Below are 20,770 nucleotides of genomic sequence, written 5' to 3' on the forward strand. Positions count from 1 at the left end.
ACTCGAGAACTTTTGTTCGTACCCTGTCTGTCATGGCCACCCCTCTCCTGGAGCTCGCCGCGAGTCGAGGCGTCTGCTTCCCGCTGCGAGCCCGCCGGCTGACCCTCACCCCGTTCCGGGGTCTCGATGCACCCGCCGTGTGGAGCTTCTGCCGTCGTGAGCAGGTGTGGTCGTGGACCTCCGGCCGCCCGGAGAGTGAGAACGCGCTGCGCGAGTCCTACCTCGGGGCGGGGGACCGTCTCACCGTGCGGGCCGGAGACGTCATCGTCGGTGTCGGGAAGGTCGCGGTGCAGGACGCGTGGAGTCAGGGCGGCCCGCGGGAGGAAGCCCGGGACGCCCAGGCCGAGCTCGGCTGGACGATCGATCCGCGCCAGGCCGGGCAGGGCTATGGCACCGAGCTTGCGCGAGCCCTGCTGGGCTTCGCGTTCGACGATCTGGGTGTGCGGCGCGTGGAGGCTCATGCCTTCGCGGACAACGCTCCGAGCCTGCGCATCATGGAGAAGGTGGGGATGCGTCACGAGGGCACGTTCAAGGAGGAGTCTCTGCATCTCACGCGCGGCTGGGTGGATGGCGCCACCTACGCGATGCTCGCCTCGGAGTTCCATTCGCCCCTTACGCAGGAGTGATCCCGGCGGCCACGACCGCATGATCTGCCGCTCCACCGCCGAGGGCCGTGTGCCAGCAGGGGGCTGTGAGCCGGGTGGGGAATGAGCGTGAGTGGCGGTGGCGCATCGGTGTGGCACCTCCCCTGGTGGGTTCGGCTGGTGTGTTCGCGGGGCTGCGGCAGGATCTGGGACTGGGGTGGGGTTTGACGCTGGTGGCCGTCACGGCCCTCGGGGCGATGCTCGCCTTGCGAGGGGTGCATCACCGGGTCGAGGCGGAGCAGGCTCGCCGCAACGTGTTTGACGCCGGAGCCGGCTCCACCGCGTGGGTGATGCTGCTGATGGGGGCCGCGGTCATTCCGGGGCTGGTGCTGAACGCGATCGACGACGCCGGCGTCCGGGCGGTCGTGGCCGGTCTGCTCGGCGCGGTGCTCGCTGCCGCCGCCCACGGCATCCTCGCGGCGACGACGACGTTCGAGGAGCAGCCTCGGCCCGAGCCGGTCCCTCTGGACCGGCACGGGCGCTGACGTCGGGGTCATGGCCCCCCGCTCCTGAACACTGTTCAATGAACACTGTTAGAGTCCCTCGAGTCAGACCCACCCGGGGCCGAGCCCCGCCCACCGGAGAGGCCCGCATGACCGCCACCCAGGACTCCCCCGCCGTCGACCCCCGCCCCGCCGCCGCCCTCGACCCCGAGGCCCTCGTGGACCGCATCGAGGCGGGCCACGTGCTTACCGCTGAGGAGGCCGTCGCTGTGCTGGACGCCCCGGACGCGGACACGTTCCGCATCGTCGCGGCGGCCTCGCGCCTGCGCGAGAAGCACTTCGGCCGCACCGTCAAGGTCAACTACCTGGTCAGCCTCAAGACCGGCCTCTGCCCGGAGAACTGCACCTACTGCTCCCAGCGGCTCGGCACCGAGGCCGAGATCCTGCGCTACACGTGGCTCAAGCCGGAGGAGGCCGTCCGCCAGGCGGGTCTGGGCATCGCCGGCGGCGCCTCGCGCGTGTGCATGGTCGCCTCGGGCACCGGCCCCACGGACCGCGACGTCGACCGCGTGGCCGGCATGGTCGGCGACCTCAAGGCCCAGCACCCGGACGTCGAGGTGTGCGCGTGTCTCGGCTTCCTCAAGGACGGCCAGGCCGAGAAGCTCAAGGACGCCGGCGTCGACGCCTACAACCACAACCTCAACACGGCCGAGTCCCACTACGAGTCCATCTGCACCTCCCACACCTACGAGCAGCGCGTGGACACCGTGCAGCGCGCCGGCGCCGCCGGCCTGTCCTCCTGCAGCGGCCTGATCGCGGGCATGGGGGAGACGCACGAGCAGCTCGTCGAGGCCGTCCTCGCGCTCCGCGACCTGGACTCCGACTCCATCCCCGTCAACTTCCTCATGCCCTTCGACGGCACCCCGCTGCAGGGCCACCAGCAGCTCACCCCGCTCGAGTGCCTCCGCATCCTCGCCATGGTCCGCCTGGCGTGCCCGGACAAGGAGCTGCGCATCGCCGGCGGCCGCGAGATGCACCTGCGCTCCCTGCAGTCGGTCGGCCTGCAGGTGGCCAACTCGATCTTCCTCGGCGACTACCTCACCTCCGAGGGCCAGGACGCCGAGGCGGATCTGCAGATGATCGCCGACGCCGGCTTCACCGTGCTCGGCGCCGAGGAGCGTGCGCGGCGGGCCACGGCCGACGACGGCGCCCCGGCCGGCGGCTGCTGCGCCGGCACGGACGACGCCGGCTCGTGCGGCTCCGGTGCGGCCGTCGCCTCGGAGGCCGGGGCCGCGGAGGACGCCCGACCCGACACGGGCGCCGAGGGCGCCGTGAAGCCCGGGCTGCGCCGTCGGGGCGCGGGCACGGCCGAGCCCGCCAACGCCTGAACGCACCGTGACCGCCCCCGCTGAAGCCGGCCTCCTCGACCGCGACGCCGCCCACCTCTGGCACCCCTACGGGGCCGCCGGCGCCCGCCAGCTCTACGCCGTGCGCGGTGCCCGGGGCGTCCACCTCGACCTCGAGGGGCCGGGCGGGGAGCGTCACCGCGCCATCGACGCGATGGCGTCCTGGTGGTCCGTGGTGCACGGGCACGGGCACCCCGCGCTCGTCGAGGCCCTGACCCGGCAGGCCGCGGCCTTCCCGCACGTCATGTTCGGCGGGCTCACGCACGCGCCCGCCGTCGACCTGGCGGAACGGCTCGTCGCGCACACCCCCGCCGCGCTCGAGCACGTGTTCCTCGCCGACTCCGGCTCGGTCTCGGTGGAGGTTGCGCTCAAGCTCGCCCTCCAGTACCAGGCGACGCGCGGCCGGCCCAGCCGCCGCCGATTCCTCACGGTCCGCGGCGGCTACCACGGGGACACCGCCGCGCCCATGGGCGTGTGCGATCCCGTGGACGGCATGCACGCGGCCTTCACCTCGCTCGTGGCTCGGCATCTGTTCCTGCCCCGCCCGCCGGCGGCACGCTGGGTGCCCGAGGGCGTCGCCGCGGCACCCATGGCACCCGACGCCGCTCCGGCCGGCCACTGGGAGGCCGACGACGCCCCCCTCGCCGCGTGGGAGGACGAGGCCCGCGCCTTCACCGCCGCGCATGCGGACGAGATCGCCGGCGTGATCCTCGAACCCGTGCTCCAGGGGGCGGGGGGCATGCGCGTCTACGACCCGCGCTGCCTCACCGTGCTGCGCGAGCTGTGCGACGAGCACGGGCTCCTGCTCATCGCCGACGAGATCGCCACCGGCTTCGGCCGCACCGGCCGCTGGCTCGCGTGCGAAGGGGCCGGCGTCGCCCCGGACGTGCTGTGCCTCGGCAAGGCGCTCACCGGCGGCACCATGACGGGCGCGGCCATGCTGTGCACCGCCGAGGTCGCCGAGACGGTCTCCCGGCGGGAACGGGGCATGCCCGGGGCTCTCCTGCACGGGCCCACGTTCATGGGCAACCCGCTGATGTGCGCGGTCGCCTCCGCGTCCCTCGACCTGCTCACCGACCCGCGCGACGGCTGGGCCGCCCAGGTGCCCCGCGTCGAGGCCGGGCTGCGCGCCGGGCTGGCGGCGGCCGCCGACCTGCCCGCCGTCACCGACGTGCGGGTCCTGGGTGCGGTAGGCGTCGTGGAGCTGGACCGGACCGTGGACGTCGAGCCCGTCACTCGGGCCGCCGTCGCCCGCGGTGCATGGGTGCGCCCCTTCCGGCGGCTGGTGTACGTGATGCCGCCCTACGTGAGCACCGACGACGACGTCGCCACGATCTGCGCGGCCGTCACCGGGGCCGTCGAGGAGGTCTGCGCATGAACACCGCCGAGGCCGGCGCGGCCACGAGCACGCCCGCCGACCCCTGGTCCTCGTGGCTGGGCTCTCGGGCCGCCGTCCGCGCGCGCCGCGGCCTGGAGCGCCGCGCCGACCCGCCGGAGCCGGGCGCGCCGTCGTCGAGCGTCGTGGACCTGGCCGCCAACGACTACCTGGGCCTGGCCGTCCACCCGGACGTGCGGGCCGCCGCCGCGCGCATCGCCACCGAGGGGCCGGTCGGGGCGCGGGCCTCCCGCGTCGTCACGGGGACGCATCCCGCGCACGCCGACCTCGAGTCCGCCGCCGCCGCGCTGGCCGACGCGGATGCCGCCCTCGCCTTCTCCTCCGGCTACACCGCGAACCTCGGTGTCCTCGGCGCCCTGGCCGGGCCGGGCACCGCCTTCCTCCTGGACGAGCACGCCCACGCGAGCCTGCGCGACGGCGCCGCCCTCGCCGTCACCGCCCGCTCAGGGGCGTTCGCCCCCCTGGCGGGCGCGTCGGTCACCACGGTGGAGCACAACAGGGTGCCCGCCTTCCGGGCCGCCCTCGACCGGCTGCGCACCGAAGGGCGGGCGCGACGGATCGTGCTGGTGGTCGAGTCCCTGTACTCCGTGCTGGGGGACGAGGCCGACCTGCCCGCCCTGGCCGCCCTGGCCGCCGAACACGGCGCCCTGCTCGTGGTGGACGAGGCCCACTCGCTCGGCGTGGTCCCCGGCGGCAGCCGCACGGGCGCCCTGGGACTGTGGGCGGGGCAGGCGCCCGTCGTGGTCACCGCCACCTGCTCGAAGGCCCTCGGCGGCCAGGGCGGTCTGGCCCTGTTCGGCGGGCCCGACGCGCGGTCCTGGCGCGACCACGTGCTCAACACCGCCCGCACCTTCGTCTTCGACACGGCCCTGGCCCCCGTGCTCGCCGCCTCCGCGGCGGCCGCCTGCCGGATCGCCGCCACGGGGGAGCCCGCGGCACGGCTCGCGCGGGCCCGGGAGACGGCCGTGGACGTCTTCACCCGCCGGCCCGAGCTGGCCGGGCACGTGGAGGTCGGGGCGGGCGCCGTCCACTCGATCCGCATGCCCGGACCGGAGCAGGCCGTCGCCGCGGCCGCGGAGCTGCGCGCGCACGGCGTCCTCGTGGGATGCTTCCGCCCGCCCAGCGTGCCCGACGGCATCGCCCGCCTCCGCGTGAGCGTGACCACCGCCGTCCCCGAGCCCCGGCTGCGGGCGGCGCTGGAGGCGGTGGCGAGCGTGGCCGCCCGGGCGTGGGGCGCGTCCACGGGCTGCCCGTTCGCCCACGGCGACCCACGGCCGGAGGCCGTGCGCGGCGACCACCTGCGGATCTCCGATCCCGCCGACCTGCGGCGCGTGCTCACCGACCCCGGGACGTTCGCCTCGGACAACGCCCTCACGGCGGTCGTCCCGCTGAGCGGCCCGGCCCGCCGCATCCTGGCCGCCGCCCGCTTCCGGCTGCCGCCCGTGCTCGCCTCCGCCGGCGGGGAGGAGCACCGGGCGGTGCGTCGCGTCGTGGCACCGTTCTTCTCCCCGGCGAAGGTGCGCGAAGCCCGCGGCCGGATCCTCGCGACCACCCGGATGGCCCTCACGGCCGCCCTCGCGGACACCGGCCGCGCAGGCGGGGCCGTGGACCTGGCGACCACCGTGGCGGCAGCGGTCCCGGCGCGCGTGATGTCCGCCCTGACCGGCGTGCCCAACCCGCCCGAGGCGCAGCTGCACCGCTGGAGCGCCGACTCCCTCGAACTGTTCTGGGGCTGGCCGGACGAGGACCGCCAGCTGCGGCTCGCCCGCTCCGCCGCCGACTTCCACCGGTGGCTGCGCGGGGCCGTCGTCGAGGCGCGCGGGGACGACGCACAGCCCGGCAACCTGTTCGCGGCGCTGCACGAGGCCGGCGTCGACGACGAGCGGATCGTCTCCCTCGGCTACTTCCTGGTGATCGCCGGGCAGGAGACCACCCGGCTGCTCATCTCCACCGCGCTCACCCGCGCCCTGGCCGACCCCGCCCGCTGGGCCGCGCTCGGCGCCGGGGCGGACGGGGGCGCCGGAGCCGATGCGGCGGAGGCGGCCGCGGCCGAGCTCGTGGCCGAGTGCCTCCGGACGAGCTCCTCGGTGCCCACCTGGCGGCGCCTCGCCACGGCGGACGTCCGCGTCGGCGAGCACGAGGTCCGCGCCGGCGACGAGCTCCTGCTGCACCTCAGCGGCGAACAGCACGACGACGCCCGGCTCGCCTTCGGCTTCGGCCTGCATCGCTGCCTCGGGGCCGGGCTCGCGGAGCTCGAGACCGCCCTCGTGGTCCGCGAGGTCGCCCGCCTGCTGCCGGACGCCCGGCTCACCGGGCCGCCGGCGACGTGGCTGCGCCTGCTCTCCTTCCAGGCGCCGCAGCACGTGCTCGTGACGCCCGGACCGTGGCACGGCGGCGAGGACATCCGAATCGAGCAGAGTGGAGTGGACACATGCGCATCGAGGTCGTGACCGGCACGGACACGGACGTCGGCAAGACGTGGGGCACCGCCGCGCTCGCGGCCCGTGCCCTGGTGGCCGGGCTCCGCGTGCACGTGGACAAGCCGGTGCAGACGGGCGTCGCACCGGGGGAGGCCGGCGACGTCGAGACCGTCCGGGACCTGGTGGCCGCGGCCGCCGCATCCGGCGCGCTCGACGCCGCCGCTCCGGCCCGCCTGACCGTGTCCGAGGGGGCGCGGGTCGGCCCCGCGATGGCCCCCGTGGACGCGGTCGCCCACGCGGGGGAGGGGACGCCCCCTCTGCCGCCTCTGGGTGAGCAGCTGGGCCGGTGGCGTGGCCTCGCCGCGGGCGTCGACCACCTGCTCATCGAGGGCGCCGGCGGGATCACCGTGGCGTGGACCGAGGCCGACGAGGGGCCTGTGGACGCCGTGCGCGCGCTGCGGGCGGCCGGGCTCGACGCGGGGTTGACGGTCGTGGCGCGCCCCGGGCTGGGCACGCAGAACCACGCGCGCCTCACGGTGGAGCACGCCGCCGCCCGTGGCGTGGCGCCGGAGCGGATCCTCGTCAGCGGCGTGGCCGCGGACCCAGACCCCGTCGAGCGGGCCAACCTCGTGTTCCTGGCCCGCCTGGCCGGCGCCCACGGGGCGGTGCTGGAGACGGTGCCGCGGGGCACCCCGCCGCGCGTCATGTCGGCGCGCTGACCGCCGTCGTCGGGAGCGTGCTCAGCGAACGGCGCGGATCCGCCGCACCACGCACACCACGATCACCGCGAGACCGGTGAGCGCACTGACGGCCACGAGGGCGAGGCCGCCCACGATGCCGACGTCCATCGCGGTGCTCTTGCCGAGCAGGTCCATGAGCACCGGGGTCGTGGCGCCGGAGTCCGGGTGGTCGCCGCCGTCGGGGAAGATGATCGCGGCCAGCGCGAAGGACCCCCAGGAGACGCCCAGCAGCGTGTGCAGCAGGCGCCCCAGCCGGATGCCGCCCCGCTGCTCATCCTGCGGGTTCACGCGGGGCAGGAGGAACAGGCTTCCCACCAGGACCATGAGGACGAGTTCGTGGGGCAGGGCGCCGAAGACCATGTAGATGACCGTCATCCAGCCGTTCGCGCCGAAGTTGGAGCGCAGGGCGAGCGCGATCAAGGGCAGGGCGAGGAGGGCCAGCGCCCACGGCAGCACGGCCCAGGGACGCCACGTGCCCACGCTCGGACCCTTGCGGGTGGGGGTCGGGGAGGGGAAGTCCGAGTGCTGGGTGTGGGGCGCTGCGGTGCTCATGGCGTCAGCGTAGCCAGAGGGTGGCATCCGTCACGCTGGTAGGCTTCGGGGGTACGGCCTCCGTGCGCACCGCAAGGGGGCGTTTTCCATGTACGGGCCGGTCCGGGACGACCCGCCGCCCTGAGGAGAGATGCAGATGCCAGCGATCGCGATCGTCGGAGCCCAGTGGGGCGACGAGGGCAAGGGCAAGGCCACCGACCTGCTGGGCGGGCGAGTGGACTACGTCGTCAAGCCGAACGGCGGCAACAACGCCGGGCACACCGTCGTCGTCAACGGGGAGAAGTTCGAGCTCAAGCTGCTGCCCGCCGGCATCCTCTCGCCCAACGCGGTGCCGGTGATCGGCAACGGCGTGGTGGTGAACCTGGAGGCGCTGTTCGAGGAGATCGACGGGCTCGAGTCCCGCGGCCACTCGTGCGAGCACCTGAAGATCTCCGCCAACGCCCACCTCGTGGCGCCGTACCACCAGACCATGGACAAGGTGACCGAGCGGTTCCTGGGCAAGCGTGCGATCGGCACCACCGGCCGCGGCATCGGCCCCACCTACATGGACAAGGTGGCCCGCCTGGGCATCCGCGTGCAGGACATCTTCGACGAGTCGATCCTGCGCCAGAAGATCGAGGGCGCCCTGCGGCAGAAGAACGAGCTGCTGGTGAAGCTCTACAACCGCCGCGCCGTCACCGTGGACGAGATCGCCGAGTACTTCCTGGGCTACGCGGACCGCCTGCGCCCCATGGTCGTGGACTCCGTGAACCTGCTCAACGACGCCCTGGACGAGGGCAAGGTGGTGCTCATGGAGGGCGGCCAGGCCACCTACCTGGACGTGGACCACGGCACCTACCCGTTCGTGACCTCGTCCAACCCGACCGCCGGCGGCGCGGCCGTGGGCGCGGGCATCGGCCCCACCCGCTTCTCCCGCACCATCGGCATCGTGAAGGCCTACACCACGCGCGTCGGCGCCGGCCCGTTCCCCACGGAGCTCTTCGACGAGATGGGCGAGCAGCTGCGCACCACCGGCGGCGAGTTCGGCGTGAACACCGGCCGCCCGCGGCGCACCGGCTGGTACGACGCCGTCATGGCCCACTACGCCGCGCGGATCAACGGCTTCACGGACTACTTCCTCACCAAGCTGGACGTGCTCACCGGCATCGAGAAGATCCCGGTGTGCGTGGCCTACGAGGTGGACGGCGTGCGCCACGACCGCATGCCCATGACCCAGACCGAGTTCCATCACGCGAAGCCGGTGTACGAGCACTTCGACGGGTGGACCGAGGACATCTCCGGTGCCCGCGCGTTCACCGACCTGCCGCTGAACGCCCAGCGCTACGTGGAGGCCCTCGAGAAGCTCTCCGGGTGCCGGATCTCCGCGATCGGCGTGGGCCCGGGCCGCGACCAGGTGGTCCAGGTCCGGGACCTCATCGAGGACTGACCCGGCCCGCCGCCCCGGCCCGGCCCGCCCTGGCCTGCACTTTCGAACGTGAAAGAGGGCGAATGGGCGCTTTCGAACGTGAGATAGGCCCTATCTCACGTTCGAAAGCGCCCGGGGGTCCGCCGGGTCAGTCGGCCAGGCGGCCCGTCGTCGGGAAGCGCTCCCACACGCGGTGCGCGGGCAGCAGCTCCGTCAGCCGGCTGACGGCGGAGGCGCCGTCCGCCGCGGACTCGACGCCCTTGCCGGACACCTGGGCGGCCGCGAGGACGGCCTCCGCCGGCTCGAGGGCGAGGATCGCCTTCGAGTGGCGCCACATCTCCTGCAGCACCTTGACGACGCGCGGGTCCACCGCCTCGGAGTCGGCGGCGCCGGCCTTCTGGTCCAGGCTGGGGGCGGCGTCTGCGGCGGGGGCCGCCGGCGAGGCCACGACCACGGCATCCAGCTCGATGGACGCGGCGGTCAGGTAGGTCCGCTGGGCCACGATCTCCCCGGCCACGGGGCCGCCCTTCGGTGCGATGACCAGCGGGACCATGCCCGCACCGTGGATGCCCTGCACGAGGGCGTCCAGCTCCTTCTCGTCCACGGACTCGCCCACCACGACGCCGACCTGACGGCCGTCGAGCGGCCACGCCCCGCCGATCTGGGACAGCACGGGGGAGGGCTGCACGTCGGCCGGGGTCTCGGTCGGCGCGGGGACGGGGATGCCCAGGCCGTCCGCGACCTGCTGGGCCAGTCGCGTGTCGATCGCGGCGAGGTGGGCCAGCTGGCGCTCTCGGATGGTCTGCTCGTAGCACTTGCCCAGCTCGAACGTGTACGCCTGCGCCACGTGCTCGCGCTCCACCTCGGAGAGGGAGAGGAAGAACAGGCGCGCCTGCGAGAAGTGGTCGTTGAAGGACGCGGCGTGCGCGCGCTCCTTCACCGAGGCCGGCAGCGGCTCCGGGTGCTCGATGAACGCGTGGTCGTCCGCGGGGGTCTCGTACGGCAGGCCGCCGTCGAGCGAGTTGGGCCGGTACGGCGCCACGCCGCGATGCACGGCGCTCTGGTGGAAGCCGTCACGCAGCATGTCGTTGACCGGGGCGTGCGGGCGGTTGATGGGCAGCTGGTTCCAGTTCGGCCCGCCGAGGCGGGTGAGCTGCGTGTCCAGGTAGGAGAAGAGGCGGCCCTGCAGGAGCGGGTCGTTGGTGACGTCGATGCCGGGCACGAGGTTGGCCGGGTTGAAGGCCACCTGCTCCGTCTCCGCGAAGTAGTTGGACGGGTTGGCGTTCAGCGTCATGCGGCCGAGGGGCTGCACGGGGGCGAGCTCCTCCGGGACCAGCTTCGTGGGGTCGAGCAGGTCGATGCCCTCGAACATCTGCTCCTCGTTGTCCTCGAACACCTGCACGCCGAGCTCCCACTCGGGGAACGCGCCGGCCTCGATCGCGTCGGCGAGGTCACGCCGGTGGAAGTCCGGGTCCATGCCGTTGGTGAGCAGCGCCTCCTCCCAGGTCACGGAGTGCACGCCGAGCATCGGCTTCCAGTGGAACTTGACCAGCACGGTGGAGCCGTCCGCCGCGATCAGGCGGTAGGTGTGGACGCCGAAGCCCTCCATCATGCGGTAGGAGCGCGGGATGCCGCGGTCGGACATGTTCCACAGGGTGTGGTGCTGGGCCTCGGTGTGCAGGGACACGAAGTCCCAGAACGTGTCGTGCGCGGACTGCGCCTGCGGGATCTCGCGGTCCGGGTGCGGCTTCACCGAGTGCACCACGTCCGGGAACTTGATGGCGTCCTGCACGAAGAACACGGGGATGTTGTTGCCCACCAGGTCCCACGTGCCCTCGTCCGTGTAGAACTTGGTGGCGAAGCCGCGGGTGTCGCGGGCCAGGTCCATGGAGCCGCGGGAGCCGGCCACGGTGGAGAAGCGGACGAACACCTCCGTCTCCTTGTCCTTGGCGAAGAGCCCGGCCCGGCTGATCTTCGCGGCGGTGCCGTAGCCGCGGAACACGCCGTGGGCGCCGGCGCCGCGGGCGTGGACCACGCGCTCGGGGATGCGCTCGTGGTCGAAGTGGCTGAGCTTCTCCCGCAGGTGGTGGTCCTGCAGCAGGGTGGGGCCGCGGCGGCCGGCCTTGAGCGAGTGGTCCGAGTCCTGCAGGCGGACGCCGTGCGCGGTGGTCAGGTACGGGCAGCCCTGCGCGGCGGTCGCGGGGTCGGCGCCGGTGTCCTGGCCGGTGGGGGAGACCTGTGCCGGACCGCGCTGGTCCGGGGCCGGGACGGCCACGGGCTGGTCCGGGTGGGTGAGGGCGGTGTGCTCCTCGAGGTCGGGGGTGATCGGCCCCGGCGTGCCGGGGATGTCGGGCTGCTGGGTGGTCATCGCGTCTGCTCCTGTGGTGTCGACGTGCCGCGCGGTGCCGCGCGGATCGGGGGCGGAGGACGACGGCGGCCGATGCGGGCCGACGTCGTGCCCGGTCCCCAGCGTGGCGGCTGGCCCCAGCGCTGACCAGGGCTGACGGCCACCGGCAGGGGCCTGGCTACCCTGGGGGCATGAGGATCAGCGTCGGACAGTTCGGGCCCGTGGGCGACGTCGAGGAGAACCTGGCCGTGATGGCCCGCCTCGCCGCCCGCGCCGCGGGCGAGGGGGCGGACCTCCTGGTGCTGCCCGAGGAGGCCATGCTCGGGGCCCGCGAGGTGGGGGAGGAGTTCCCCGACGCCGTCGCCGCGGCCTGGGAGCCGTTCGCCGCGGGCCTGGCCGCGCTGGCGCGGGAGCACGGGATCGCCGTCGTCGCGGGCGGCTACGAGCCGGGACCGGACCGGCGTCCCTACAACACGCTGCTGGCGGTGGGCGCGGACGGCGCCCGGCTGGGCGCGTACCGCAAACTCCACCTCTACGACGCGTTCGCGCACCGCGAGTCGGACCGGATCACCCCCGGCGACGGCGGCGTCGCCGCGATCGAGCTCGGCGGGCTCCGCCTGGGCCTGCTCACCTGCTACGACCTGCGCTTCCCCGAGCTGTCCCGGCGTCTCGCGGTGGAGGGCGCGGACGTGCTCGTGATCCCCGCGGCGTGGTTCTCCGGCGAGCACAAGGTGGAGCACTGGCGCACCCTGCTCAAGGCCCGCGCGGTGGAGAACACCGTGTGGGTGGCCGCGGCGGACACGTGCTCGGACGGCACCGTGGGCCACTCGATGATCGTGGACCCGCTGGCGCTGCCCGTCGCCGAGCTCGCCGACGAGCGGGAGGCCGTGGCGACCGCGGAGGTCACCCGCGAGCGGATCGACGAGGTCCGGGAGTTCCTCCCCTCGCTCGCCAACCGCCGCACCGACGTCCTCTGAGCCGTCCCCGCCCGGCGGACGGGTCACCATTACCCCCTCGGGCTGGGAAAAGCCTAAAATCACGTCAGACGTGCAACCAGACGGGCGCCCCGGCGCTCGGAACGCGCCCCGCCCGGGGCGGGACGGGAGATCAGAGATGACCATCAACGCCGACGGCAGCCACGCCGTCCAGCCCCACACCGCGAACGCCCACACCACCCCGGCCCGCCCCGTGCGCCACGCCGTGGTGGAGGAGGAGGTGCTCGAGCCGCTGCGCCCGGTGGACGGCTGGGGCTTCACCAACCGCGTCATCCTCCTCTCGGTGCTCGTCGTGATCATCGGCAACGTCGTGCGCGTGCTCACCGGCGGCCTGGGTGATCCCAACGGCTCCGTGGCGCTGGGCGAGACCGGCCACGGCTGGGTCGTGCTGGTGCAGTCGTTCATGTTCGGCCTGGTGGGCGGCGCCCTGGCGGGCGCGGCCGGCTACCTGGTCGTGCTGCTGATGGGCGGGGCCGCCCGCTCCGTCGTGCGCTACGTGGTCGGTGGCGTGGTCGGTGGCTTCCTCGGTGCCGTGGGCCTGTTCGCGGTGTTCTCCAACACCGTCCTCTACGGGTCGGGCGTGCACCTGTTCTGGATGCTGCCGGTGGCCGGCCTGCTCGGCGGCCTCTGGGCGGGCGTCGTCTCCTCCCGCCGCTGATCCCGGACCCGGCGCCTTGGGCGCTGGGCACAGAGAAAGGCCCCGGTTCCGGCTCTCGCCGGGCCCGGGGCCTTCTCCGTCATCACTCGCACCTTCGATGAGGTGGCTTCAGCCTACGAACGCGCCTTGGGCTTTCCAGGGGAGTCGGCTGGGCGTTCCCTGGGAGTGTCCGCCGCCCCGAGCAGGTGCGCCAGCTCGTCGGTGGCGGCGACGAGGGCCGCCCCGCACCGGTCCGCCAGCTCGTCCGTGCAGCGGTAGGCCGGCACGAGCGTGCTGAGCGCACCGACCACCGTGCCCGCCACACTGATGGGGGCGGACAGCGAGGTGACGTCCTTCTCCACGGAACGGGTGCGCAGCGTGTAGTCCCCCGCGGCCACGCTGCCGCGCAGGGCGTCGCCCACGGCCGTGCCCGCCAGGGGGACGGTGCGTCCGACCCAGTTCGTGTGGCGGACCGAATGCGTGCCCTCCACGATCGCCAGGTAGACGGCGGAGTCCGGAGGGGTCGTCACCGAGAGGTAGACGGATTCGCCTGTGGCGGCCACGACGTGGTCCATCGGCCCGCGGGCCAGCTGCACGAGCGAGTCCCGGGAGAAGGCCCGCGCCCCGAGCTGGATGAGGCGCACGCCGGGGCGGTAGGCGCCGTCGTCGTCGCGGGCCACGAAGCCGGATCCCTCGAGGCTGCGCAGCAGGCGCAGCGCCGTGGACGCCGGCAGCTCCGTGGCGCGGGCGGCCTCGGTCAGGCTCAGCCGGGGCTGCTCGGTGACGGCGGCGAGCAGGTCCAGGGCCCGGTCCACGGTGCGCGTCGAGGCGGTGGGGGTGGTGGTCATGACAGGGAGCGTAACGGGTGCGGGACACGCGGATCGGGCTTGCACGTGAGGGGAGTCACTGTTTCAATGATCGGAAAGTGCATGCCGAGCCGTGAAATCACCGGGGCCACCCGTCCCGGCGGCGCACGCACCCCGTCGAGAGGAACTGCCATGGCCGTGGGCTTCACCCAGCACGACCCGTCCCGCACCATCCGCGCCCCGCGCGGCACCGAGCTGTCCGCCAAGTCCTGGCAGACCGAGGCCCCGCTGCGGATGCTCATGAACAACCTGGACCCCGAGGTCGCCGAGCGTCCCGAGGACCTCGTCGTCTACGGCGGCACCGGCCGCGCGGCCCGCTCCTGGGAGGCCTACGACGCCATCGTCGCCACGCTCAAGGACCTCGAGGAGGACGAGACCCTCCTGGTGCAGTCCGGCAAGCCGGTGGGCGTGTTCCGCACCAACAAGTGGGCCCCGCGCGTGCTGATCGCCAACTCCAACCTCGTGGGCGACTGGGCCACGTGGCCGGAGTTCCGCAAGCTCGAGGCCGAGGGCCTGATGATGTACGGCCAGATGACCGCCGGCTCGTGGATCTACATCGCCACCCAGGGCATCCTGCAGGGCACCTACGAGACCTTCGCCGCGATCGGCCGCAAGCGCTACGACGGCTCCCTCCAGGGCACCCTCACCCTCACCGGCGGCTGCGGCGGCATGGGCGGCGCCCAGCCCCTGGCCGTCACCCTCAACGGCGGCGTCTGCCTGATCGTGGACGTCTCGGAGGACCGCCTGCGCCGTCGCATGGGCAAGCGCTACCTGGACGAGGTGGAGACGGACATCGACAAGGCCGTCGAGCGCGTCATGCAGGCCAAGCGCGACGGCGAGGCCGTCTCCGTGGGCCTCGTGGGCAACGCCGCCGAGGTGTTCCCCGAGCTGCTCGAGCGCCAGAAGGCCGGCACCGTCGAGATCGACATCGTCACCGACCAGACCTCCGCGCACGACCCGCTGTCCTACCTGCCGATCGAGATCGACGAGAAGGACTGGCACGCCGAGGCCGAGGCCGACCCGGACACCTTCACCAAGAAGGCCCAGGAGTCCATGGCCCGCCAGGTCGAGGCCATGGTCGGCTTCCAGGACATCGGCGCCGAGGTGTTCGACTACGGCAACTCCATCCGCGACGAGGCCCGCAAGGCCGGCTACTCCCGCGCGTTCGAGTTCCCGGGCTTCGTCCCGGCCTACATCCGCCCGCTGTTCTGCGAGGGCCTCGGCCCGTTCCGCTGGGCCGCGCTCTCCGGCGACCCGGAGGACATCCGCGTGACCGACGAGGCCCTGAAGGAGCTGTTCCCCGAGAACGAGCACCTGCACCGCTGGCTCGACGGCGCCGCCGAGTTCGTGGAGTTCGAGGGCCTGCCGGCCCGCATCTGCTGGCTGGGCTACGGCGAGCGCCACAAGGCCGGCCTGCTCTTCAACCAGCTCGTGGCCGAGGGCAAGGTCAAGGCGCCGATCGTGATCGGCCGCGACCACCTCGACTCCGGCTCCGTGGCCTCCCCGTACCGCGAGACCGAGTCCATGCTGGACGGCTCCGACGCGATCGCCGACTGGCCGCTGCTGAACGCCCTGACCGCCACCTCCTCCGGCGCCACCTGGGTGTCGATCCACCACGGCGGCGGCGTCGGCATCGGCCGGTCCATCCACGCCGGCCAGGTGGGCGTTGCCGACGGCACCGAGCTGGCCGCGGCCAAGCTCGAGGCGCTGCTCACCAACGACCCCGGCATGGGCGTCATCCGCCACGTCGACGCCGGCTACTCCCGCGCCGTCGAGGTCGCCGCCGAGCGCGGCGTCCGTGTGCCCATGGAGGCCACGATCCGGGACTGACCCCGGTCACGTCGTCGGACGGCGACGGTGCCGCCGCGCCGTCGCCGTCCGACGGCTTCACCGCCGCGAGCCGGACGGGCGGACGCCCGTCCGGCTCGCGATCGAAAGGACACCACGATGGACTCGTCCCGCCCCGCAGACCACGAGCTGCACACCGACACCACCGCGATGGCCGCGATCGAGGCCGACGCGCCCCGCCCGCCGGCGCGCTGGCGCATGATCGTCTACTCGGCGATCGGCATCGTCATGTTCTTCGTGCCCGTCACGATCAACGGGGCGAGCTCCATCCCGCTGGACCACCTGGTGACCTGGGTGCGCGGGCTGCTCGGCCCGGCCGACCGCTGGGTGGGCATGGCCATCATCGCCGCCGGCGCCGTGTACCCGTTCGCCTCGGGCCGCTGGCGCACCAGCACCACCCGGACGGTCTTCGCCTTCCTCGCCGTGCTCGGCCTGGTCGCCTCGGCGATGGTCGTGTTCGGCGTGGGCCCGAGCTGGATCCTGGACGAGAGCATCGGCCCGTTCCTGATGGACAAGCTCGTGGTGCCCGTGGGCCTGATCGTCCCCATCGGCGGCGTCTTCCTGGCCCTCGTGATCGGCTACGGCCTCATGGAGTTCGTGGGCGTCTACCTGCGCCCGGCCATGCGGCCGATCTGGCGCGTGCCCGGCCGCGCCGCCGTCGACGCCGTGGCCTCCTTCGTGGGCTCCTACGCCCTGGGCCTGCTGCTCACGAACCGCATGTACACCGGCGGCCGTTATACGGCCCGCGAGGCGGCGATCATCGCCGTCGGCTTCTCCACGGTGTCCGCGACCTTCATGGTGATCGTGGCCAAGACGCTGGGCCTGATGGACATCTGGCTCTGGTACTTCTTCGGCACCCTCCTGGTGACGTTCGTGGTCACGGCCATCACCGTGCGCATCCCGCCGCTGAGCCGCATCCCGGACGAGGTGTACCCCGGCGCAGTGCACTCGCCCGAGCAGGCCGTCACCCGGGACCGCTTCCGCGTGGCCCGTCGCGCCGCCGAGCAGACCCTCGCCGAGGCCCCGTCCCTGCCGAAGAACATCTGGGTCAACTTCCGGGACGGCCTCGTGATGGTGCTCCAGATCCTGCCCTCCATCATGTCCGTGGGCCTGATCGCCCTGGTCCTGGCCACCTACACGCCCGTGTTCGAGTGGATCGGCGTGATCTTCTACCCGCTGTTCTGGGCGTTCGGCTACTCCGACCCCGGCCTGCTGGCCTCGGCCTCCGCCACCTCGATCGCCGAGATGTTCATCCCGGCCACGATGGCGGCCGGTCACGAGGACCTCGTCGCCCGGTTCGTGATCGGCGTCGTCTGCGTCTCCGCGATCATCTTCTTCTCCGCGGTGGTTCCTGCCATCCTGGCCACGGACATCCCCGTGAAGATGTGGCACCTCCTGGTGATCTGGGTCGAGCGCGTGGCGCTCACCATCGTGCTGGCCACGCCGCTGGCCCATCTGGTCGCGGCGCTCACCTGAGGCCCCGCCCCGCCGTCCCGTCCCGTCCGTCCCGCAGAGAGAGGCCCCCATGCGCTCCACGCTCATCACCGACATCGCCGAGCTGACCACCGTCGACCCCGAGGGGCGGGTGCTCACGGACGCGGCCGTCGTCGTCGAGGACGAGCGCATCGCCTGGATCGGCGCCGCCGCGGACGCCCCGGACGCGGACGACCGGGTGTCCGTGGGGGGCCGCGCCGTGCTGCCGGGCTGGGTGGACTCCCACACGCATCTCGTGTTCGACGGGGACCGCTCCGCCGAGTTCGAGGCCCGCATGGCCGGGGAGTCCTACGCGGCCGGCGGCATCGGCGTGACCACCTCCGCCACCCGTGCCGCCTCGGACGACCGCCTGGCCGAATTGGTCCGCGGCCGGGTGGCCGACGCGGTGGCCGGCGGCACCACCTACCTCGAGACCAAGACCGGCTACGGGCTCACCGTGGACGAGGAGGCCCGCCACGCGCGCCTGCTGGCCGGGCTGCGCGAGGAGGGCCTCGTGGACGAGGTGACCTTCCTCGGCGCCCACCTCGTGCCCCCGGGCCGGGACGCGGAGGACTACCTCGACGACGTCGTCGGGCCGATGCTCGAGGCCGTGCGGGAGCACGCGGGCTGGGTGGACGTGTTCTGCGACACCGGCGCCTTCGACGCCGAGCAGACCCGCCGCGTGCTCGCCGCGGGCGTGGCGGCGGGACTGGGCGTGCGCCTGCACGGCAACCAGATCGAGCAGGGCCCGGGCGTGGGCGTGGCCGTGGAGTTCGGCGCCGCCTCCGTGGACCACGTCAACCACCTCTCCGACGCGGACGTCGAGGCCCTCGCCGGCACCTGGACCGGCTGGGACCGCGCCTCGGCCACCGGCACGCCCGGCACCGTGGCCGGCTGCCTGCCCGCGTGCGACCTGTCCACCCGCGCCCCGCTGGCGCCCGCGCGTCGCCTGCTCGACGCCGGCATCGAGGTCTCCCTGGCCTCGAACTGCAACCCGGGCACCAGCTACACGACGTCCATGAACTTCAACGTGGGCACCGCCGTGCTGCAGATGCACCTGACCCTCGCCGAGGCCGTGCGCGCCGCCACCCTCGGCGGGGCCATCGGCCTGCGGGCGCAGGACCGCGTCGGCAGCCTCGAGGTCGGCAAGCGCGCCGACCTGCACGTGCTCGACGCCCCCGCCGCCATCCACCTGGCCTACCGCCCCGGCATGCCGCTGACCCATGCGGTCTGGCGCGCGGGCCGCCGGGCCGTCTGATCGACCGACAGCAAGGAGAACGCATCACCATGACCACCCCTCCCGTCACCGTCACGCTCGGCACGTCCGGGGCCACCCTGGACGACGTCGTCGCCGTGGCCCGCCACGACGCCCGCGTGGTGCTCGCCGACGACGTGCTCGAGACCGTCGGCGCGGTGCGCCGCCACGTCGAGGCGCTGGCCGAGGCCGAGACCCCCACCTACGGCGTGTCCACCGGCTTCGGCGCGCTCGCGGACAAGCACATCCCGCTCGAGTCCCGCGCGCAGCTGCAGAAGTCGCTGATCCGCTCCCACGCCGCCGGCATGGGCCCCGTGGTGGAGCGCGAGGTCGTCCGCGCGCTGATGTTCCTGCGGGCCACCACGCTGGCCTCCGGCCGCACGGGCGTGCGCCCCGTGGTGGTCGAGACCTTCGTGGCCATGCTCAACGCGGGCATCACCCCCGCCGTGCGCGAGTTCGGCTCCCTGGGCTGCTCCGGTGACCTCGCACCGCTCTCCCACGTGGCCCTGGCGCTGATGGGCGAGGGCGACGTCGTCGGGACGGACGGCGCGCTGCGTCCGGCCCGCGAGGCGCTCGCCGAGGCCGGGATCGAGCCGGTCGAGCTGCGGGAGAAGGAGGGCCTGGCCCTCGTCAACGGCACCGAGGGCATGCTCGGCATTCTGATCATGGCGCTGGCCGACCTCGAGGAGCTCGCCGACACCGTGGACCTCACCGCCGCGATGTCCGTGGAGGCGCTGCTCGGCACCGACCGCGTGTTCGTGCCGGAGCTGCACCTGCCGCTGCGCCCCCACCCGGGCCAGGCGACCTCCGCCGACCGGATGCTGAAGATCCTGGCGGGCTCGCCGATCGTGGCCAGCCACAAGGAGGGCGACTCCCGCGTGCAGGACGCCTACTCGCTGCGCTGCGCCCCGCAGGTGGCCGGCGGCCTGCGCGACACCCTCGCGTACGTGCGCACCGTGGCCGAGCGCGAGCTCGCCGCCACCGTGGACAACCCGGTGGTGCTCGACGACGGCCGGGTGAGCTCGAACGGCAACTTCCACGGGGCGCCCGTGGCGTACGTGCTGGACTTCCTGGCCATCCCGGTGGCCGACGTCGCCAGCATGTCCGAGCGCCGCACCGACCGCATGCTGGACCCGGCCCGCTCGCACGGGCTGCCCGCGTTCCTCGTGGACGACCCGGGCGTGGACTCCGGCATGATGATCGCCCAGTACACGCAGGCCGGGCTCGTCTCGGACATGAAGCGCCTGGCCGTGCCCGCGTCTGTGGACTCCATCCCGTCCTCCGCGATGCAGGAGGACCACGTCTCCATGGGCTGGCACGCCGCCCGCAAGCTGCGCTCGGCCGTGGAGAACTTCCGCCGCGTGCTCGCCGTCGAGCTCGTGGCCGCCGCCCGCGCGATCGAGCTGCGCGCCCCGCTGCAGCCCTCCGCCGCGACCGGTGCCGCCGTCCGCGTGATCCGCGAGGCCGGCGTCCCCGGCCCCGGCCCGGACCAGTACATGGCCCCGCAGCTGGCCGCCGCCGAGCAGGCCCTGCGCGACGGGTCCGTGCTGGCCGCCGTGGCGGAGGCGCTCGCGGGCGCGTCCGTCGACGCCGAGCCGCAGGACCTGGCCGAGGAGTCCGAGGGCGCCGAGGCCGAGGGGCACTGACGCCACAGCGTGGTCCGACGCCGCAGAGTGGTCACGACACGCCGCGTGCGTCTGCGCGAGACGGCGTGTCGTGACCACTCTGTGTGCGGAGGGGGCGGCCTGCGGGTCGGGCCGGTCGGCTCCGGCTCAGGTGAGGAGCGCCGTCGTCGTCCTGTGCCTGCTGACGATCGTATGGATCAGGCGGGAGACAATCCGGGCAACGTCATGTGGTTGGTGTCGTGGGGTGAAGCCGGAACGGCGCGATCAGTCCGACTGCAGCACGACACCAGCTAGGGCATGTCTGACAATCGTTTTGACCATGCGAGCACAGCATTCAGGACCACAGCGGCCCTGTAGATGATCGCGTACTTGTCATACCGGGTCGCCAGACCCCGCCACTGCTTCAGGTGAGCGTACTGACGCTCGATGACGTTGCGGCCCTTGTAGGCGTCCGCGTCGAGGCTGACGGGGCGCCCGCCGCGGGCACCGCGCCGTCTGCGGTGGCCCTGCTGGTCGGCCGGTTCGGGGATGACCGCTTTGATCCCGCGGGCGCGTAGGTGGGTGCGGATCGCCCGGGAGGAGTACGCCTTGTCGCCCAGCACGGCCTCGGGGCGGGTCCGGGGCCGCCCTACTGGCCGGGTCACGCGCAGCTGCTCCAGAAGAGGAAGCAGCATCGGGGAGTCCCCTGCCTGGCCGGGGGTGATCAGGCTGACCAGCG

Annotated in this window: 17 protein-coding genes; 13 read left to right on the plus strand and 4 right to left on the minus strand. The window is 73.6% G+C overall.

The features are described 5' to 3' along the window. Positions 1-32: 32 nt before the first annotated feature. The 6 genes from FLM69_RS05950 to bioD all read left to right on the plus strand — a co-directional run bounded on the left by FLM69_RS05950 (position 33) and on the right by bioD (position 7,028). Positions 33-626, plus strand: a complete 594-nt coding sequence (locus FLM69_RS05950) for a GNAT family N-acetyltransferase (protein WP_220478918.1) — start codon at positions 33-35, stop codon at positions 624-626. Between the two features lie 110 nt (positions 627-736). Beyond that, the gene (locus FLM69_RS05955; RefSeq protein ID WP_141843458.1) at positions 737-1,129 is read left to right on the plus strand and encodes a hypothetical protein; all 393 of its coding nucleotides are present in this window, start codon (positions 737-739) and stop codon (positions 1,127-1,129) included. A 107-nt stretch (positions 1,130-1,236) separates the two neighbouring features. Further along, the gene (gene bioB / locus FLM69_RS05960; protein ID WP_141843460.1) at positions 1,237-2,475 is read left to right on the plus strand and encodes a biotin synthase BioB; all 1,239 of its coding nucleotides are present in this window, start codon (positions 1,237-1,239) and stop codon (positions 2,473-2,475) included. A gap of 7 nt (positions 2,476-2,482) precedes the next feature. Then, on the plus strand, positions 2,483-3,871 hold the full coding sequence (gene bioA, locus FLM69_RS05965) for an adenosylmethionine--8-amino-7-oxononanoate transaminase (protein ID WP_141843462.1): 1,389 nt from the start codon (positions 2,483-2,485) through the stop codon (positions 3,869-3,871). After that, a complete protein-coding gene (locus FLM69_RS11545; protein ID WP_231862047.1) occupies positions 3,868-6,339 on the plus strand; it encodes an aminotransferase class I/II-fold pyridoxal phosphate-dependent enzyme in 2,472 nt (823 codons plus the stop codon). Before bioA ends, FLM69_RS11545 begins: the two co-directional genes overlap by 4 nt. After that, positions 6,321-7,028, plus strand: coding sequence for an ATP-dependent dethiobiotin synthetase BioD (gene bioD / locus FLM69_RS05980; protein ID WP_098093797.1), 708 nt, complete (start codon positions 6,321-6,323; stop codon positions 7,026-7,028). The genes FLM69_RS11545 and bioD overlap by 19 nt, the downstream gene beginning before the upstream one ends. A gap of 21 nt (positions 7,029-7,049) precedes the next feature. On the opposite strand, the gene FLM69_RS05985 is transcribed toward bioD, so the two are convergent. Then, a complete protein-coding gene (locus tag FLM69_RS05985; protein ID WP_044658656.1) occupies positions 7,050-7,601 on the minus strand; it encodes a hypothetical protein in 552 nt (183 codons plus the stop codon). A 136-nt stretch (positions 7,602-7,737) separates the two neighbouring features. Between FLM69_RS05985 and FLM69_RS05990 the strand changes: the two genes are divergently transcribed. Then, complete coding sequence (locus FLM69_RS05990; RefSeq protein ID WP_069941931.1) at positions 7,738-9,027, plus strand: adenylosuccinate synthase; 1,290 nt, start codon at positions 7,738-7,740, stop codon at positions 9,025-9,027. A gap of 127 nt (positions 9,028-9,154) precedes the next feature. Here the strand turns inward: FLM69_RS05990 and FLM69_RS05995 are convergent, their stop codons facing one another. Next, positions 9,155-11,374: a catalase gene (locus FLM69_RS05995; RefSeq protein ID WP_141843464.1), complete on the minus strand. Its 2,220-nt coding sequence runs from the start codon at positions 11,372-11,374 to the stop codon at positions 9,155-9,157. Between the two features lie 170 nt (positions 11,375-11,544). Between FLM69_RS05995 and FLM69_RS06000 the strand changes: the two genes are divergently transcribed. Next, positions 11,545-12,330: a carbon-nitrogen hydrolase family protein gene (locus tag FLM69_RS06000; RefSeq protein ID WP_078025417.1), complete on the plus strand. Its 786-nt coding sequence runs from the start codon at positions 11,545-11,547 to the stop codon at positions 12,328-12,330. 136 nt (positions 12,331-12,466) lie between these two features. Continuing rightward, positions 12,467-13,006 (plus strand): hypothetical protein, encoded by a 540-nt coding sequence (locus FLM69_RS06005; RefSeq protein WP_036384408.1) that lies wholly within the window; start codon positions 12,467-12,469, stop codon positions 13,004-13,006. A 113-nt stretch (positions 13,007-13,119) separates the two neighbouring features. Here the strand turns inward: FLM69_RS06005 and FLM69_RS06010 are convergent, their stop codons facing one another. After that, on the minus strand, positions 13,120-13,833 hold the full coding sequence (locus FLM69_RS06010; protein WP_141843467.1) for an IclR family transcriptional regulator: 714 nt from the start codon (positions 13,831-13,833) through the stop codon (positions 13,120-13,122). A gap of 150 nt (positions 13,834-13,983) precedes the next feature. Here FLM69_RS06010 and hutU point away from each other — a divergent pair, with 150 nt between their 5' ends. The 4 genes from hutU (at position 13,984) to hutH (ending at position 20,073) form a co-directional block, all read left to right on the plus strand. After that, the gene (hutU, locus tag FLM69_RS06015; protein WP_141843469.1) at positions 13,984-15,681 is read left to right on the plus strand and encodes a urocanate hydratase; all 1,698 of its coding nucleotides are present in this window, start codon (positions 13,984-13,986) and stop codon (positions 15,679-15,681) included. Positions 15,682-15,798: 117 nt separating this feature from the next. After that, on the plus strand, positions 15,799-17,175 hold the full coding sequence (locus FLM69_RS06020) for a YjiH family protein (RefSeq protein WP_141843471.1): 1,377 nt from the start codon (positions 15,799-15,801) through the stop codon (positions 17,173-17,175). 49 nt (positions 17,176-17,224) lie between these two features. Then, complete coding sequence (gene hutI, locus FLM69_RS06025; RefSeq protein ID WP_141843473.1) at positions 17,225-18,430, plus strand: imidazolonepropionase; 1,206 nt, start codon at positions 17,225-17,227, stop codon at positions 18,428-18,430. A gap of 29 nt (positions 18,431-18,459) precedes the next feature. Continuing rightward, complete coding sequence (gene hutH / locus FLM69_RS06030) at positions 18,460-20,073, plus strand: histidine ammonia-lyase (protein ID WP_141843475.1); 1,614 nt, start codon at positions 18,460-18,462, stop codon at positions 20,071-20,073. A 269-nt stretch (positions 20,074-20,342) separates the two neighbouring features. On the opposite strand, the gene FLM69_RS06035 is transcribed toward hutH, so the two are convergent. After that, positions 20,343-20,770 (minus strand): transposase (locus FLM69_RS06035; RefSeq protein WP_141843477.1); only part of this gene is annotated, 428 nt, incomplete at its 5' end.

Source organism: Micrococcus sp. R8502A1 (genome assembly GCF_006704135.1).
GTDB classification, from domain to species: domain Bacteria; phylum Actinomycetota; class Actinomycetes; order Actinomycetales; family Micrococcaceae; genus Micrococcus; species Micrococcus luteus.